The sequence below is a fragment of the Bradyrhizobium sp. LTSPM299 genome (assembly GCF_000938235.1).
Classification (GTDB): domain Bacteria; phylum Pseudomonadota; class Alphaproteobacteria; order Rhizobiales; family Xanthobacteraceae; genus Bradyrhizobium.
Genome location: NZ_JYMU01000013.1, coordinates 218,853 through 235,497 on the forward strand (window position 1 = coordinate 218,853; position 16,645 = coordinate 235,497).

15 protein-coding genes are annotated in these 16,645 nt (G+C 63.6%); 9 read left to right on the plus strand and 6 right to left on the minus strand.

The features are described from left to right. The first annotated feature begins 9 nt into the window (after nt 1–9). Nucleotides 10–354: a hypothetical protein gene (locus tag UP10_RS09030; RefSeq protein WP_044586986.1), complete on the plus strand. Its 345-nt coding sequence runs from the start codon at nt 10–12 to the stop codon at nt 352–354. Between the two features lie 176 nt (nt 355–530). On the opposite strand, the gene UP10_RS09035 is transcribed toward UP10_RS09030, so the two are convergent. Beyond that, nucleotides 531–1,634 carry a mandelate racemase/muconate lactonizing enzyme family protein gene (locus UP10_RS09035; RefSeq protein ID WP_044586987.1) on the minus strand — a complete coding sequence of 368 codons (1,104 nt, stop codon included), beginning with the start codon at nt 1,632–1,634 and terminating at the stop codon, nt 531–533. A 169-nt stretch (nt 1,635–1,803) separates the two neighbouring features. Beyond that, the gene (locus tag UP10_RS09040) at nt 1,804–3,036 is read right to left on the minus strand and encodes an ABC transporter substrate-binding protein (RefSeq protein ID WP_044586988.1); all 1,233 of its coding nucleotides are present in this window, start codon (nt 3,034–3,036) and stop codon (nt 1,804–1,806) included. 241 nt (nt 3,037–3,277) lie between these two features. Here UP10_RS09040 and UP10_RS09045 point away from each other — a divergent pair, with 241 nt between their 5' ends. From UP10_RS09045 to UP10_RS09060, 4 genes are all read left to right on the plus strand, one after another. Further along, on the plus strand, nt 3,278–4,117 hold the full coding sequence (locus UP10_RS09045) for an AraC family transcriptional regulator (protein ID WP_044586989.1): 840 nt from the start codon (nt 3,278–3,280) through the stop codon (nt 4,115–4,117). A 304-nt stretch (nt 4,118–4,421) separates the two neighbouring features. Further along, nucleotides 4,422–5,348 carry an SMP-30/gluconolactonase/LRE family protein gene (locus UP10_RS09050; protein WP_044586990.1) on the plus strand — a complete coding sequence of 309 codons (927 nt, stop codon included), beginning with the start codon at nt 4,422–4,424 and terminating at the stop codon, nt 5,346–5,348. Between the two features lie 130 nt (nt 5,349–5,478). After that, nucleotides 5,479–6,072 (plus strand): GNAT family N-acetyltransferase, encoded by a 594-nt coding sequence (locus UP10_RS09055; RefSeq protein ID WP_044586991.1) that lies wholly within the window; start codon nt 5,479–5,481, stop codon nt 6,070–6,072. A 56-nt stretch (nt 6,073–6,128) separates the two neighbouring features. After that, complete coding sequence (locus tag UP10_RS09060; protein WP_044586992.1) at nt 6,129–7,772, plus strand: GMC family oxidoreductase; 1,644 nt, start codon at nt 6,129–6,131, stop codon at nt 7,770–7,772. A gap of 122 nt (nt 7,773–7,894) precedes the next feature. Here UP10_RS09060 and UP10_RS09065 read toward each other — a convergent pair whose 3' ends face one another. Together UP10_RS09065 and UP10_RS09070 are read right to left on the minus strand one after the other, a co-directional pair. Further along, entirely contained in the window at nt 7,895–9,397 is a 1,503-nt protein-coding gene (locus UP10_RS09065; RefSeq protein ID WP_044586993.1) for a flavin-containing monooxygenase, read from the minus strand. A gap of 78 nt (nt 9,398–9,475) precedes the next feature. Next, complete coding sequence (locus tag UP10_RS09070; RefSeq protein WP_044535967.1) at nt 9,476–10,318, minus strand: AAA family ATPase; 843 nt, start codon at nt 10,316–10,318, stop codon at nt 9,476–9,478. Nucleotides 10,319–10,661: 343 nt separating this feature from the next. Here UP10_RS09070 and UP10_RS09075 point away from each other — a divergent pair, with 343 nt between their 5' ends. The 3 genes from UP10_RS09075 to sseA all read left to right on the plus strand — a co-directional run bounded on the left by UP10_RS09075 (nt 10,662) and on the right by sseA (nt 13,253). Further along, the gene (locus UP10_RS09075; RefSeq protein WP_044586994.1) at nt 10,662–11,837 is read left to right on the plus strand and encodes a vWA domain-containing protein; all 1,176 of its coding nucleotides are present in this window, start codon (nt 10,662–10,664) and stop codon (nt 11,835–11,837) included. A gap of 114 nt (nt 11,838–11,951) precedes the next feature. Next, complete coding sequence (locus UP10_RS09080; protein ID WP_044586995.1) at nt 11,952–12,365, plus strand: rhodanese-like domain-containing protein; 414 nt, start codon at nt 11,952–11,954, stop codon at nt 12,363–12,365. A gap of 27 nt (nt 12,366–12,392) precedes the next feature. After that, nucleotides 12,393–13,253 carry a 3-mercaptopyruvate sulfurtransferase gene (sseA, locus tag UP10_RS09085; RefSeq protein ID WP_044586996.1) on the plus strand — a complete coding sequence of 287 codons (861 nt, stop codon included), beginning with the start codon at nt 12,393–12,395 and terminating at the stop codon, nt 13,251–13,253. 7 nt (nt 13,254–13,260) lie between these two features. Here sseA and UP10_RS09090 read toward each other — a convergent pair whose 3' ends face one another. Further along, complete coding sequence (locus tag UP10_RS09090) at nt 13,261–14,010, minus strand: hypothetical protein (protein ID WP_044586997.1); 750 nt, start codon at nt 14,008–14,010, stop codon at nt 13,261–13,263. Between the two features lie 331 nt (nt 14,011–14,341). Between UP10_RS09090 and UP10_RS09095 the strand changes: the two genes are divergently transcribed. Continuing rightward, a complete protein-coding gene (locus tag UP10_RS09095; protein ID WP_044587218.1) occupies nt 14,342–15,565 on the plus strand; it encodes a L,D-transpeptidase in 1,224 nt (407 codons plus the stop codon). A 74-nt stretch (nt 15,566–15,639) separates the two neighbouring features. On the opposite strand, the gene UP10_RS09100 is transcribed toward UP10_RS09095, so the two are convergent. Continuing rightward, nucleotides 15,640–16,602, minus strand: coding sequence for a D-2-hydroxyacid dehydrogenase family protein (locus UP10_RS09100; protein ID WP_044586998.1), 963 nt, complete (start codon nt 16,600–16,602; stop codon nt 15,640–15,642). Nucleotides 16,603–16,645 lie beyond the last annotated feature (43 nt).

Here is a 16,645-nt window from a genome sequence, read left to right on the forward strand (position 1 = left end):
GGAAGGTTGATGATCGCTCGTTTTGCTCCTGTGGTTCTCGTGCTGCTTGCGCTCGGCGCAGGTCACGCCTTCGCGCAGGATGTTCCCGGCATCGAGATCTGCACCGTCGAAAAAACCATGGAGCGGCGCACCAGCTGCCTGCAGAGCAATGTCGAATTCCTGCAGAAGACGATCAACAAGCTCACATCAGATCATCAGCAGAAGCTCGATGCCGCCAACCGCCAGATCGCGAGCTTGCAGAAGGTCGTCTCGGATCTGCAAGCCGCGCAAGGCAAGCTCGCCGACGATCTGAAGAAGAAAGCCGACGCACCGGTTGCGAAGGACGCGGCGCCGGCAAAGGAAGGGGCGAAGTAGCCTCCGTCATTGCGAGCCAACGGGTCGCGCGAATGCGCTCCCGATGACAGGCTCCGCGAAGCAATCCATCCAACCGCGTGCGCGGAGAGATGGATTGCTTCGTCGCTATCAGCGCAAAATTGCCTTGCAATTTTGTCGCGAGCTCCTCGCAATGACGGCTGTGGCGTGCCCCACGCTCACTCCACCCGGTACGTCTCCATCACGTCCCGATCCGGCTCATAGCCGAGCCCCGGCCCTTGCGGCACGGCGACGTGGCCGTTGGCATCGATGTCGATGCGGCCGCTCCAGAGGCAGGCGGGACGCGTCATGAAGAACATTTCGATCAAGCCTTGATCGCGGATCGCCATCAGATGCAGGGTCGCAAGGAAGCCCGGTCCGAAATACGGCGAATGCGGGATCACCGCGACGCCGAACTCGTCGGCGAGCACCGCGACCTTCAAAAATTCGGTGACGCCGCCGACCTTGATCACCGAAGGCTGCGCGTGGCTGACCGCGCCGGCATTCATCATCTGACGGAATTGATGCACCGTGCAGGCATTCTCGCCGGCGGCGATATCGAGCCGGCCCTCTCTGCGCACCTCCGCCAGCGTCGCAAAATCCTCCGGCGGCCACACCGGCTCCTCCAGGAACATCGGCGCGGCCAGCTTGCAATCGCGGGCGAATTGAATGGCCGATGGTCCGTCCAGCGGGCAGTTCATGTCGACCATCAGCGGCACGCCAGGGCCGATCGCCTCGCGCGCGGCGGCGACGGCCGGCACCGTGGTCTCGTGCAGCTTGATCGCGGAATAGCCTGATTTGATCGCCTTGCGGCATTCGGCCGCGATCTGCTCGGGCTTGCCGATCCGCATCAGGCTCGCATAGGCCGGAATCGTCGTGCGTTTGGCGCCACCGATCAGTTGGTGCAGCGGTACGCCCTTCACTTTGCCGGCGAGATCCCACAGCGCGATGTCGAGCGCCGAGATCGCAAACATCGTGATGCCGTAGCGGCCGAACAGATGCAGATTGCGCTGGATCTGCTCCATCGCGGCGGGAATGCCTGACGCGTCGGGAACCTCGAGGCCGCGGGCCTGCGGCGCGATCATCTCGGTCACCGCCATGCAACTGGTCTTCGGGCAGACATAGGCGAAGGCGTCGCCCCAGCCGGTCAGGCCGGCATCGGTCGAGACTTCGACGATCACCATGTCGAGCGCCGAGATCGCCGATGCCCCCTGCCGGAAGCTCGCAGGCCCCGCGTCATAGGGGATGCGGATGTGATGGGCGCGGACGTCGGTGATTTTCATTGTTGTTGTCCTTCTTGCGTAGTTCTCACCGTTCGTCATTGCGAGCGGAGCGAAGCAATCTATCCAACCGCAAGCGCGGAGAGGTGGATTGCTTCGTTGCTTCAGCGCAAAACTGCTTTGCAATTTTGTCGCGAGCTCCTCGCAATGACGACAGAAGGCTGAGCCGACCTTACGACCCCTTCTCGCCGCTCATGATCGGGCCGAACAGGTCCCAGCTCTCGCCCTTGAAGCGCATCATCTGAAGCTGCTCGATCGGCGCGTAATCGTCGGGTCCGGTCTTGATCTTGGTCCCCGGCAGATAGATGCCGATCTCGAAGTTCAAATTGGCAGCCTGCTTCATCACGTTCTCGCGGGTGAGGTTGTCGCCGCACTGCTTCAATACCTGTTCAAGTCCCTTGGCGACGCCATAGCCGAACACGGTCGAGGCATCGTCCTGGTCGCCTTCGGGGTACCATTTGGTCATGAAGGCGCGCCATTCCACCATGGCGGGATCGTTCTTCCAGCCGGGATCCTTGGGGTCCTTGAGGTACTGCGTGGACAGGATGCCCTGGCTCGCTTCATAGCCGGCCGGATGCATCACGCTGCCGATCGACGCGGAAACGTTGGTCAGGAATTGGACCGGATGCCAGTCGAGCTCGGCGATCTTCTTGATCGCCTGCGCCGCGAATTTCGGCGTCGCGATGTTGACGAAGATATCGGGGTTGGCGCCCTTGATCTGCACCACCTGGGAATCCACCGTCGGCGACGTCGTCTCGTAGGAGGATTCGACGACGATCAGCTTGCTGGCCTGATCGCCGAGGCCGTCGTGCAGGCCGATCACATAATCCTTGCCGAAATCGTCGTTCTGGTAGAGCACGCCGATCGTCTTGCCGGGATAATTCTTCAGGATGTACTTGGCGTAAATCCGCGCCTCGACCTGGTAGCTGGGCTGCCAGCCCATCGTCCACGGGAAATTCTTCGAGTCGTTCCACTTCGCAGCGCCGGTGGAGACGAACAGCTGCGGCACCTTCTTGGCGTTCATGTATTTCTGGATCGCCGTATTGCCCGGTGTGCCCAGCGGGTTGAAGATCAACAGCACCTCGTCGCTTTCGACCAGCTTGCGGGCCTGCTCGACCATTTTCGGCGGGCTGTAGCCGTCATCATAGGAGACGAAGTCGATCTTGCGGCCGTTGATGCCGCCTTCGCTGTTGAGCTTCTTGAAATAGGCCGCCTCGGTCTTGCCGATGGTGGCATAGGCGGACGCCGGGCCCGAATAGGGCATGATGTTGCCGATCTTGATCTCGGTGTCGGTCGCGCCGGGGTCGTATGTCTTCTGGGCATTGGCCGCGCTTGCGACCGCAAATGCGAGACATCCCGCAAGTGCCGCGGATTGGGCATAGCTCAAGAGTCGGTGATGCATCATTGTCCTCCCTGACGTGCTGGCCGCGGCTCAGGCCGTCTTGATTTTCGGGCAGCTTGTGGTGAGCCGTCGGATCGATGCTGCGTCGAGTATGCACGATTGAGACGATGTTACCAGCAACGCCTTTAGGGCTAATTTCCGCGCAGCGGAACCGAGGGTTCGGCCGTCGCGCAGCAAGGACTGTCAAGCGCCGTGCTCGCCAGAGGAGCATGATGTGAGCGCTTCGAAGGAAAAGTTGCCGTCCATGAATCCGGCCCAGAAAGCGCTCTGGTACATCGAAAGCCATCTCGGCGCGCCGCTGACGCTCGACGAGATTTCAGGCGTCGCCGGCGTGTCGCGCTTCCATCTGGTGCGGGCGTTCGCGGAAGCGACCGGGTTCTCGGTGATGCGCTATGTGCGGGCCCGCCGCCTCAGCGAGGCCGCACGCGAGCTCGCCGCCGGTGCGCCGGACATCCTCAGCCTGGCGCTGGATGCGGATTACGGCTCCCACGAAGCATTCACCCGCGCGTTCCGCGACCATTTCGGCGTCACGCCCGAGACGGTGCGCGCGACGACGTGCCTGAAGACGCTCAAGCTGCAGGAGCCAATCACCATGATCTCGACAGCCCTCGATCATCTCGCGCCGCCGCGGACCGCGACCGGCAAGGCGTTCCTCGTCGCCGGCATTGCCGAACGTTACAATCACGACGTCGGCAGCGGGGCGGGGATTCCGAACCAGTGGCACAGCTTCCACCTGCAATCTCCCAACATTCCCCGGCGGGTCGGCAAGGTCTCCTATGGCGTCTGCTGCAACGGCGACGACGCCGGCAATTTCGATTACATCGCGGGTATCGAGGTCGCCGATTTCTCCGACCTGCCGCGCGAGTTCGCACACGTCCGAATCCCCGAGCAGAAATATCTCGTGTTCACCCACTCGGACCACATCTCGACCATCCGCCGCACCGTCAACACGATCTGGAATCGCTTTCTGCCGCAATCCGGCATGAAGGTCGCCGACGCGCCGAACTTCGAGCGCTATGACGAGCGCTTCGATGCGAGCACAGGCAACGGCGGGCTCGAGATCTGGGTGCCGGTGAAGGAGTAGCGCCGCAGCGGCCGTGCCACAAAATTCGGTGTCGTCCCTGCGAAAGCAGGACCCATAACCACAACTGCCGATTGCTGCGCGACGCTGCGGCCCCAGCTCACCTCACAACAAAACCCTGCGTTTTTGGGTCCCTTGCTTTCGCAGGGACGACGGCGTTATGTGCGGCGCCACCGCCCCACCATTGCCGGGCAGCATTGCGCCCGCGGTTGCTTGGCAAGCCAGATCGACTTTGCCATAACGGGGCGAAATAGCCGCGTGCGGGGCCTTCGGAATCCGCCTGCAATCAACGAGCCGGGAGGATGCCATGGCCAATATCCGTGTTCTTGCCACAGATCTGGAGTTTCCCGAAGGCCCCGTTGTCATGCCTGACGGCTCGGTCGTGCTGGTCGAAATCCGCGGCCAGCGGCTGACCCGGGTTTATCCCGACGGGCGCAAGGAAGTGGTCGCGAAGATGCCGGGCGGCCCGAACGGCGCGGCGCTTGGCCCCGACGGCAAGATCTATGTCTGCAACAATGGCGGCTTCTCCTGGATGCCGACCGGCAAGATGATCATGCCGGGTCCGCAGCCGGCGGACTATCTCGGCGGCTCGATCCAGCGCGTCGATCTGCAATCCGGCAAGGTCGAGACCGTGGTGACAAAGTGCGGTGAGCACGAGCTGCGCGGGCCGAACGATCTGGTGTTCGACAGACAGGGCGGCCTGTGGTTCTCCGATCTCGGCAAGCGCCGCGCCCGCGACATGGATGTCGGCGCGTTCTACTACCTCAAGCCCGGCATGAACGAGATCGTCGAGGCCGTGCACGGCATCCTGCCGGCCAACGGCATCGGCTTGTCGCCGGACGAGAAGACCGTCTACATCGCGGAGACTCCGACCGCGCGGCTGTGGGCCTATGAGATCGGCGAGGCCGGCACCGTCAAGCCGCGCGACGTGATCTATCGCGGCGAGCGCGGCAAGCCGATCGCGGGCCTCGGCGGCTACCAGATGTTCGATTCACTCGCGCTGGAAGCGAACGGCAACATCTGTGTGGCGACGCTGGTCTCGGGCTGCATCTCGGTGATCGCCCCGGACGGCACATTGGTCGAGCAGGTGCCGACCGGCGACCGCGTCACCACCAACATCGCCTTCGGCGGCCCCGAGCTGAAGACCGCCTACATCACGCTCTCGGGCAAGGGCGAATTGATCGCGATGGACTGGCCGCGCGGCGGATTGCCGCTGAATTTTCTGAACAAGTGACGATTGCGCAAACGCAATCGTCATCGCAATCGTTATTCCGGGATGGTGCGAAGCACCAGACCCGGAATCTCGAGATTCCGGGTTCGATGCTGCGCATCGCCCCGGAATGACCCAAGATGGAGAGTTTCAAATGCCCTGGCTTGAACCGGTCACCCTGCGCGGCGCACATGCGCGGCTTGAACCGCTGTCGCACGATCACCTCAACGGATTGACCGAAGCGGTCAAGGACGGCGAGCTCTCAAAACTCTGGTACACCGCGATTCCGCAGCCGGAGAACATGGGCAAGGAGATCGACCGCCGGCTCGGCCTGCAGGCCGCCGGATCGATGCTGCCGTTCACGGTGTTCGATGCCGAGGGCCAGATATCGGGCATGACCACCTACATGAATGTCGACACGCCGAACCGCCGCGTCGAGATCGGCTCGACCTGGTACGCCAAACGCGTGCAGCGCAGCGCGGTCAATACGCAGTGCAAACTGCTGTTGTTGACGCATGCGTTCGAGAAGCTCGATTGCATCGCGGTCGAGTTCCGCACGCATTTCTTCAACCATCAGAGCCGCCGCGGCATCGAGCGTCTCGGCGCCAAGCAGGACGGCATCCTGCGCAGCCACCAGGTCGCACCCAACGGCACGTTGCGCGACACCGTGGTTTACAGCATCATTGCCAGCGAATGGCCGACGGTGAAGGCCCATCTCAACTATCAACTCAACGAAAAGGCGCGCTGACATCAGCGTCAGCGCAAGAAACGAGACGCAAGAAACGAGACGCAAGAAACGGGACGATGGAAACCTTCGATTATGTGATCATCGGCGCAGGCTCCGCCGGGAGCGTGCTGACCAACCGCTTGAGTGAAGACGCAGGCACGAAAGTGTGCGTGCTGGAGGCGGGGCCGAGCGACTGGCATCCCTACATCCATCTGCCGGCCGGCTTCATCAAGACCTTCCACATGAAGAGCGTGAACTGGGGCTACCAGCAGGAAGTGGGTCCCTACACCGGCGGGCGCAGCATCTATGCGCCGCGCGGCAAGACGCTCGGTGGCTCGTCGTCGATCAACGGCCACATCTACAACCGCGGGCAGCGCCAGGATTTCGACACTTGGGCGCAACTCGGTAATCACGGCTGGGGTTATCCTGACGTGCTGCCGTATTTCAGGCGGATGGAACGGCGGGTCGGCGAGGGCGACGACACCTATCGCGGCCGCGACGGCAACCTCACCGTCACCACGATGGACTGGCAGGACCCGCTCTGCGAGGCCTTCATGAACGGCGCGGTGAGCCTCGGCATTCCGCGCAATCCTGACTACAACGGCCAGATCCAGGAGGGTGTCTCCTACTGCCAGCGCACCATCCAGAACGGCCTGCGCGTCAGCGCCGCGACCGCCTATCTGCATCCGGCGCGCAAGCGGCCGAATGTCGATGTGCGCACCCATGCGCATGTCACCGGCATCATCTTCGAGGGCAAGCGCGCCGTAGGCGTGCGCTATAACAGGGGCGGCAAGTACGGCGATCCGCTCGAGATTCGCGTCAACAAGGAAGTCATCCTGTCCGGCGGCGCCTACAATTCGCCGCAGGTGCTGCAGCTTTCCGGCGTCGGTTCACCCGACCTGCTGCAGTCGCACGGCATCGAGGTGCGTCACGCGCTGCCCGGTGTCGGCGAAGGCCTGCAGGATCATTACGCGCCGCGCTCGGTGGCGCGGGTCAAGAACATCCGGACCATCAACGAAATGCGGCGCGGCCTCAGCCTCTGGGTCGAGGCGTTGAAATGGGCGACGACGCGGCGCGGCCTGCTGTCGCTGTCGCCGACCATGGTCTATTGCTTCTGGCATTCCGGCGAGACCACCGAGAGTTCCGACCTGCAACTCACCTTCACGCCGGCGAGCTACAAGGAAGGCGTGCAGGGCCAGCTCGAGGACGAGCCCGGCATGACGGTCGCCTCATGGCAGCAGCGGCCGGAGAGCCGCGGCTATGTGCGCATTCGTTCGGCCGATCCGTTCCAGCCGCCCATCATCCAGACCAACTATCTCGCCGAGGAGCTCGACCGCCGCGTCGTCGTCGCCGGCATGAAGCTGGCGCGGCGGCTGCTCGCCTCCGAGCCGTTGAAGCCGTATTTCGCCTATGAGGATTTTCCGGGTCCGAAGGTGCAGAGCGACGCCGAAATTCTCGCAGCCGTGACCGAGCGCGGGACCACCACCTTCCATCCCGGCTGCACCTGCCGGATGGGACCAGCGGAGGCGCCATGGGCCGTGGTCGACGACCAGCTCCGGGTCCACGGCATGGAGGGCCTGCGCGTGATCGACGCCTCGATCATGCCGCGGATGATTTCCGCCAATCTCAACGCCTCGACCTTGATGATCGCCGACAAAGCCTCCGACATGATCCGCGGCAAGTCCGCGCCGGCCGCGGCGAAGCTTGCGGAGTATGCGTGATTGCCTCCGCCGTCATTGCGAGCGAAGCGAAGCAAACCATCGAGCCGCGTTCGCGGAAGGATGGATTGCTTCGTCGGTTACGCTCCTCGCAATGACGACGTGGAGATAGCGGGAGAAGGACTTCAGCCGTAAACGAACGCCTTGTCCTTGAGGTCGATCGCCGGGAATTCGTCCTTCTCGGCCCAGTAATCCTGGTTGTGCTGCCACTCCGGCTTGTCGCCGCGCTTCGGCAGCAGGTGCATGCCGCGCATCATGTAGCCGGGGTTGAAGTTCTCCGGATCGATCCATGGCAGCAGCGGCATGTTGTGGTCTTCGGCCCGCAGCGCCGGCGTCACCTTGTTGGCGCCAGTCGCCTTCATGTGGTTGAGCATGCGGCAGACGAAATCGGCGACGAGGTCGACCCGCAGCGTCCAGCTGGCGCGGAAATAGCCGAACACCCAGACGAGGTTCGGCACGCCGGTGAACATCATGCCGCGATAGGTCACGGTGTCCTTGAAATCGAGCGGCTTGCCGTCGATCTCGAAGTCGATGTCGCCGTTGGCGGAGAGGTGGAAGCCGGTCGCGGTGATGATGATGTCGGCCTCAAGCTCCTTGCCGGACTTAAGCAAAATGCCGTTCTCGGTGAAGCGCTCGATCTCGTCGGTGACGACGGATGCCTTGCCGCCCTTGATGGCCTGGAACAGGTCGGCATCCGGAACGAAGGCGATGCGCTGCCGCCACGGCCGGTAGCTCGGCGTGAAATGCGTGGCCATATCATAGTCCTTGCCGAGAACGGCCTCGACCGCTGCCAGCAGATCCTTCTTGGCGCCCTCGGGGTCGGCGAACGTCCGCTTGGTGAAGGCGTCCTGTTCGAACAGGATTTTGCGCCTGACGATCTCGTGGATCCAGTGCTCGTCGACTTGGAGCCTGCGCAGTTCCTCGGCGATTTCGATCGCGTTGCGGCCGGTGCGGAAATAGGTCGGCGAACGCTGCAACATGGTGACGTGGCCGGCATCATTGGCCAGCGCCGGGATCAGCGTCGCCGCCGTCGCGCCGGAGCCGATCACGAGCACGCGCTTGCCCTTGTAGTCGAGGTCTTCGGGCCATTGCTGCGGATGGATGATCGGGCCCTTGAACTTCGCCATGTCGGTCCAATCAGGGGTATAGCCCTCGGTGTGGCGGTAATAGCCCTGGCACATCCAGAAGAAGTTGGTGGTGAAGCGGAGCTTCTCGCCGGTATCGAGCCTGACCGCGTCGATGGTCCAGAGATTGATGTCGTTCGACCACTTCGCCGCAGTGATGGTGTGACGATAGCGGATATGGCGCGCGAGGTCGTTCTCGCCGATCACGTCGCCCATGTATTTCAGGATCTCGGCCGCGCTTGCGATCGGCGCGCTGGTCCACGGCTTGAAGCGATAGCCGAAGGTGTGCAGATCGCTGTCGGAGCGGATGCCGGGATAGCGATGCGTCGACCAGGTGCCGCCAAAGGTCTTCTGCGTCTCCAGCGCGACGAAGCTGGTGCCGGGGCATTGCGTGGTCAGATGGTAGGCGGCGCCGACGCCGGAGATGCCGGCGCCCGCGATCAGGACGTCGAAATGCTCGGTCGTGACGGGTTCTGCGGCGCGGATTTGGGTCTGGACGTTCATCTTCCCTGGTCTTCTTTTTGGTTGTGGCTTGGAAGAAAAACGCCGGAGCCAAGGCCCCGGCGTTTGCGGATATCGAAGCTAGACTTCGCGGCGGCTGAGGAACGCGAGCCGCTCGAACAGGTGGACATCCTGCTCGTTCTTGAGCAGCGCGCCATGCAGCGGCGGGATCAGCTTGCGCGGATCGCGCTCCCGAAGCATCTCCGGGGTGATGTCCTCGTTCAACAGCAGCTTGAGCCAGTCGAGCAGCTCCGAGGTCGAGGGCTTCTTCTTCAGGCCGGGCACCTCGCGCACCTCGAAGAAGATGCGCAGCGCCTCTTCCACCAGCCGCTTCTTGATGTTGGGAAAGTGCACATCGACGATCTTGTTCATCGTGTCGGCGTCGGGGAACTTGATGTAGTGGAAGAAGCAGCGGCGCAGGAAGGCGTCGGGCAATTCCTTCTCGTTGTTCGACGTGATCATCACGATCGGGCGCAGCTTTGCCTTGATGGTCTCGCCGGTCTCGTAGACATGGAACTCCATCCGATCGAGCTCAAGCAGGAGGTCGTTGGGGAATTCGATATCGGCCTTGTCGATCTCGTCGATCAGGAGCACCGGGCGCTTCTCGTAGGTGAAGGCGTCCCACAGCTTGCCGCGCTTGATGTAGTTCTTGATGTCGGAGACCTTGCTGTCGCCGAGCTGGCTGTCGCGCAACCGCGACACCGCGTCGTATTCGTAGAGGCCCTGCTGCGCCTTTGTGGTGGACTTGATGTGCCAGGTGAGCAGCGGCGCATCGATCGCTTTCGCGACTTCCTCGGCCAGCACGGTCTTGCCGGTGCCCGGCTCGCCCTTCACCAGCAGCGGGCGCTCAAGCACGATGGCGGCATTGACGGCGACCTTGAGGTCATCGGTGGCGACGTAGTCCTTGGTACCCTTGAATTTCATCGATCTGTTTGCCTTGGTTCGCTCAATGGCCGCTTCGGCCTCAACATCAAACGACCGCTCTCGCGGCGGTCGCATGGCCTGCCCAATCTCTTGTCGGACGCAATTCTAGTTGAAAAACCGGGGCGGTCTAGCGCGGATTCCGCAGCGCAGCGGTGCCGAAGGTGGTGTTCGCATGGAATGTCGGGCATCATCTTTCCGCTGTGCGGAATGCGGGCCAGCGGAGCGCGAGCCGGCCAAGGGGTTCAACAAGGCGGTCACCAGGTGAAAGTGAATGGCTGATCTCGGGATGAAGCACGGCCGGGGCCCCTTGACGCCACCGGCCCAGCGGGCGATCTAGGTAAGTATGTTCCTGCAGTTTTTCACATCGCTGCGCGACGCCCAGGTCCCCGTGACGCTACGGGAATATCTGACCTTGATGGAAGCGCTCGACGCCGACCTCGCCGATCAGACGGTCGAGAACTTCTACTATCTGTCGCGCGCTACGCTGGTGAAGGACGAGCGCAATCTCGACAAGTTCGACCGCGTGTTCGGCACCGTGTTCAAGGGGCTCGAGAGCCTGCTCGACGCTATGGGCAAGGCGGAGATCCCCGAGGAGTGGCTGAAGAAGCTGGCGGAGAAATATCTCACCGAGGACGAGAAGAAACAGATCGAGGCCATGGGCTGGGACAAGCTCATGGAGACCTTGAAGAAACGACTCGAGGAGCAGAAGGGCCGCCACCAGGGCGGCAGCAAGTGGATCGGCACCGCCGGTACGTCGCCATTCGGCGCCCACGGCTACAATCCCGAAGGTGTCCGCATCGGGCAGGAGAAGAACCGCAACAACCGCGCCGTGAAGGTGTGGGACAAGCGCGAGTTCAGGGACCTCGACGGCAATGTCGAGCTCGGCATCCGCAACATCAAGGTGGCGCTGCGGCGGCTGCGCAAGTTCGCGCGGACCGGCGCGCCTGACGAACTCGATCTCGATACCACGATCAAGGAAACCGCGAACCACGGCTATCTCGACGTGCACATGCGCCCCGAGCGGCGCAATGCGGTCAAGGTGCTGGTGTTCTTCGATATCGGCGGCTCGATGGATTCGCATATCGAGCAGGTCGAGGAGCTGTTCTCGGCTGCCAAGACCGAATTCAAGCACATGGAGTATTTCTACTTCCACAACTGCCTCTATGAGGGCGTCTGGAAGCAGAACAAGCGGCGCTTCACCGATCGGACGCCAACCTGGGACGTGCTGCACAAATATCCGCACGACTACAAGGTGGTGTTCGTCGGCGACGCCTCGATGTCACCTTACGAGATCATGGTGCCCGGCGGCTCGGTCGAGCATGTCAACGAGGAGGCCGGCTCGGTCTGGCTCGACCGCATCACGCGCACCTATCCGCATGCGGTGTGGCTCAACCCAGTCGCGCAGAAGCACTGGGACTATTCGGAATCGACCACCATTGTCCGCCGCCTGTTCTCCGAGCGCATGTATCCGATCACGATCGAGGGTCTGGAGCATGCGATGCGAGAGCTCGTGCGGTAGTTGTTTCCGTCATTCCGGACAGACGCGAAGCGGCTGATCCGGAATCTCGAGATTCCGGGCTCGATGCTTTCGCATCGCCCCGGAATGACGAACAAGACCTAGGGAGGAGAGCGCATGGCCCAGACCATTCACCGCGGCATCAAGGCGCTGATCGACGAGGCCAATGCCGAGATCGAGACGATCAGCGCGAAGGATGCAATCACGCTGATTGGCAAGGATGACGTCGTCATCGTCGATATTAGAGATCCCCGCGAGATCGAGCGCGACGGCAAGATCCCCGGCGCATTCTCCTGCACCCGCGGCATGCTGGAATTCTGGATCGATCCGAACAGCCCCTATGCCAAGCCGGTCTTCCAGGAAGACAAGAAGTTCGTCTTCCACTGCGCCGGCGGCATGCGCTCGGCGCTCGCCGCCAAGACCGCGCAGGACATGGGCCTGAAGCCGGTCGCGCATATGGGCGGCGGCTTCGCCGCCTGGCGCGACGCCGGCGGGCCGATCGAGGCGTGGGAGCCGAAGAAGAAAGGTTGAGGGTCTTTGCCTCGAGGAACATACAGCATGACCGCAATTGACGATCCGCTTGTCTCAACCGAATGGCTTGCCGCGCATCTCGGCGATGCCAATCTGAAGGTGCTCGACGCCACCTTCAAGCTGCCCGGCGTGCTACCGCTGCCGAAGGACGACTATCTCGCCGCGCATCTGCCTGGCGCGGTGTTCTTCGATGTCGACGGCGTTTCAGATCATTCCAATCCGCTGCCGCATATGTTTCCGAGTGCCGAGCAGTTCGGCCGCGATGTCGGCGCGCTCGGCGTTGGTAACACAGACACCGTCGTCATCTATGATGCTGGCGGCTGGGTCGCCGCCCCGCGTGCCTGGTGGATGTTCCTGTCCTATGGTCACCGCAACGTGCGGATCCTCAACGGCGGCCTGAAGAAGTGGCGCGCCGAGGGCCGGCCCGTCGAGAGCGGCGAGGCGGACAAGCCTCGCCCTGCAAGCTTCACAGCGAGCTATGATCCGAAGCGCGTGCGCAGCATCGAGCAGATGATCGCCAATGTCGAAAGCCGCAAGGAGCAGGTGATCGACGCGCGCGCCGCCGAGCGCTTCGAGGGACGTGCGCCGGAGCCGCGGCCGGGCATCCGCGCCGGCCACATCCCGGGCGCCCGCAACGTGCCCTACAACAATCTGTTCGATGCTGCGACGGGTGCGATGAAGCCGCTCGACGATCTGCGCGCGGCCTTCAGCGGCGCCGGTGTGAAGCTCGATGCGCCTGTTATCACGAGCTGCGGCTCGGGCGTCTCGGCCGGCGTGCTGACGCTCGCGCTGTATCGGCTCGGCGTCACCGACACTGCGCTGTATGATGGCTCGTGGTCGGAATGGGGGCAGGCGAGCGGCCCGCCGATCGCGACCGGGCCGACGTGAGCGGCGGTTACCGCCGCTGAACGGTCGTGATCGTCGTCGTCTGGCCGAACGGATCGATGGCCTGTTGCTGAACGACCACCTGTCGGGTCCGACGGGCGTGCCGCCGCGCTTTCCGATGCGCCGGCTTGCTGGGCGCACTCTGCTCCGGCGTCTTGGCCGCGGCCGGCTGCGCAACGGCGACTTCGGGGCCGCGCAGCGTTGCGATCTTGGTCGCAGCCGCGATCGCCTCGGGTGAGGGCGGCGCCGCCACACTTGCCGGCTCGCTCGCCGGGGCCGGCGCATCGGCCACAGCGGCGAGCTTGGGCGCGGCTTGCTGCGTCGCCAATGCATCTACGACCGGTGGCTGCGGAGCGGCCTCCGTTGCCGGTGCGGGCTGGGTGGTCTCGGTGGCCTGCGTCTCCGATTTCGGAGCGACCGGCGGTGTTAGATCATCCGCCGTCAGGGTGGCGATCGTCTCGGGCACGGTGGCAGGTGACACCTCCGCAGGGGCCGCCGGCTCTGATGTTGCTGACATCGGCGGGGCCGGATTCTCCGCCGTCACCTTATCCGCGGACGGCGGGTCGACGCGCAGCATGGCAAGGACTGGCGGAGCCTCGGTCTGCTGTGCGAATTGCGGCTCGCGTGGAGCCGGGCGCGCCGGGATACTGGCGAATTCCTCGTGGGCGGCGCGCAACAGCGCTGCCGCGCCCAACCCGAACACCAAAATTGACGTCGCCAGCACGATTGCCGCGAACAAGAAACGAAGGCCGGGCAGCATGGGCGCGGGTTCCCCCTTCTGCGGGAGGTCTTGATGGTGAGGGAACGCGGTGACCACACGAGGAAGGCCAGCGTTGCTAACGCGAATCAGGTCGATTCGAGAATATCGCAACGTTCGGAGACTGTTTGTTATAAAATACGCGCGCGTGATGACTTTGGGCACATGGACAAACTTTCCCAAGTCGTGAGACATCTTTGCCGCGGCGGTCACACGAGATCACAAAGTGCCCGAATTGGGCTGAATTTCGCTGATTTGTCTTGAATGCGCCGCTATCTTCCGTCATGTGGCCGTTAACAGTCCGGTGTGGCTTGGGGACTATACAAGAGCGATGATGATCAACCGCATTCTGACGATTTGCGCCGCTGCGGCTCTCGGCGCGGCGGGAACCTCGTTGGCGCATGCACAGCAAGGTTATCCGGCTCCTCAGCGGCCGGCCTATTCGGCTGCGCCCCAACCTTACCCGCAGGGCAATATGCCCAATTTCGACGCGTTGGACGATGACGACGCGCCGCAAGATTCCGCTGCGCTACCGCCGCCAGGCCCGGTGATGTCTCCGGACGATCCACGCTATGGCCGTCCGATGAATGCGCCGCCGGTTTACTCCGACCGTGCCCCGGTCGGTCCCGTGATGTCGCCTGATGATCCTCGGTACGGCCGGGCCATGAGCCCGCCGCCGGTGATCTATGCCGACCGTCCGCCGGGCGCGCCGCAGCAGGGCTATCGCGACCAAACCTATCGCGACCAGGCCTACCGCGACAACGGCGTTCCGGCCGCAGGCGTTGCCTATCCCGCAGCTCCGAATGGCGATGATCGCAGCGGCATGCGTCCGCCGGAGGCGGTTGGTGCTGCCGGCGTCACCGGCACCGTGCCCCTGCAGCAGGCTCCGGTCGGTGCCGATGGCCAGCCGCTGCAGCTCGCGGCTCTTCCGCCGGATGAACAGCCTGAATCCGGCCCGGCGCAACTGGCGCCGAATCTGCGCCGCCAGGAAGTGGCATTTCCGACCAAGGAACCAGCCGGTACGATCGTCGTCGATACGCCGAACACCTACCTCTATTACGTCCTCGGCGGTGGCCGGGCGATCCGGTACGGCGTCCGCGTCGGCCGCGACGGCTTCACCTGGACCGGCGTTCAGAAGATCACCCGCAAGGCCGAGTGGCCGGATTGGCATCCGCCGACCGAGATGATCGAGCGTCAGCCCTATCTGCCGCGCTTCATGGCCGGCGGACCCGGCAATCCGCTCGGTGCCCGCGCGATGTATCTCGGTTCGACCGTGTACCGGATCCACGGCACCAATCAGCCGTCGACCATCGGCAAGTTCGTCTCGTCGGGCTGCATCGGCATGCTGAACGAAGACGTCTCCGACCTGTTCGAACGCACCAAGGTCGGCACCCGCGTGGTCGTCATGCCCGGCGGTACCCCGCCGCCGTCAACCACGGCCTCGGCCGCACCGATGCCCGCCGCTGGACCTGCGCCGACGCAAGCCCAGATGGCGCCGCTGCCCGGCACCCAGCCGACCACCGTTCAGCCGCTGCCCGCGCCGGTCACGGTCCGCTAGGCCGACCTCAACTCATTCCGGAAAAGGCGCGCCAACGGCGCGCCTTTTCTGTTGGTTGATTGACGCGGGTGATCTCAGGCCAGCCGCCGCGGCGGCTCGCCGCCTTTGGTGTAGGCGTCGATGCACGCGACCATCTGCTGATAATGCGTCTGCAAGCTTTCGCGCGTCGCATAGCCGAGATGCGGCGTGATCACGATGTTGTCGAGCTTGCGGAACGGGTGGTCAAATGGCAGCGGCTCGACCGAGAACACGTCGATGCCGGCGCCGGCGATTGTCCTGGCGCGCAGTGCCGCGAGCAGGGCGTCTTCATCGACGACCGGTCCGCGCGCGCTGTTGACGAGATAGGCCGACGGCTTCATCCGCGCGAGATCCGCAGCTCCGACCAGTCCGCGCGAGCGCGGGCTCAGCACGACATGGATGGTGACGATGTCCGATGTCGAGAACAGCTCCTCCTTGCTGGCATAGCCGACGCCGGCCTCCTTGCACGTCTCGGGGGTGAGGTTCGGGCTCCAGGCGATGACGTTCATCCCGAACACCTTGGCCATGCCCGCCACCTTGCTGCCGAGCTTGCCGAGGCCGATCACGCCGAGCGTCTTGCCCTCGATCTCGGTGCCGGCAAAGGTCTGCCAGGGTTCGCCGGCATGCATCCGAGCGTTCTCGCGGCCGATGCCGCGCGTCAGCTCCAGGATCAGGCCCATGGTCAGGGCCGCGGTAGGATCGCGGCCATATTGCGTGCCGCAGAACACCACCTTGCGGTCCTTGGCCGCTTCGATGTCGATCGCGGCATTGCGCATGCCCGAGGTGATCAGGAGCTTCAGTCTGGGCAGCGCATCGAAAAGCGTGCGCGAAAACGCGGTACGCTCGCGCATCGCGCAGATGATCTCGAAGTCCTTCAATTTGGCCGCCGCGTCCGCCTCGCTTTCGAACGGCTTGTCGAACACGGTGACGTCGACGCGGTCCTTGATGCTGGGCCAATCGGCCACCGAGAGGGCGAGATCAAAATAGTCGTCGAGGATTGCACAGCTGAGCCGCGTCATCGGGAGGTCCGTTCATGGCGAGGGCGACGGCGGGAATGAGCCG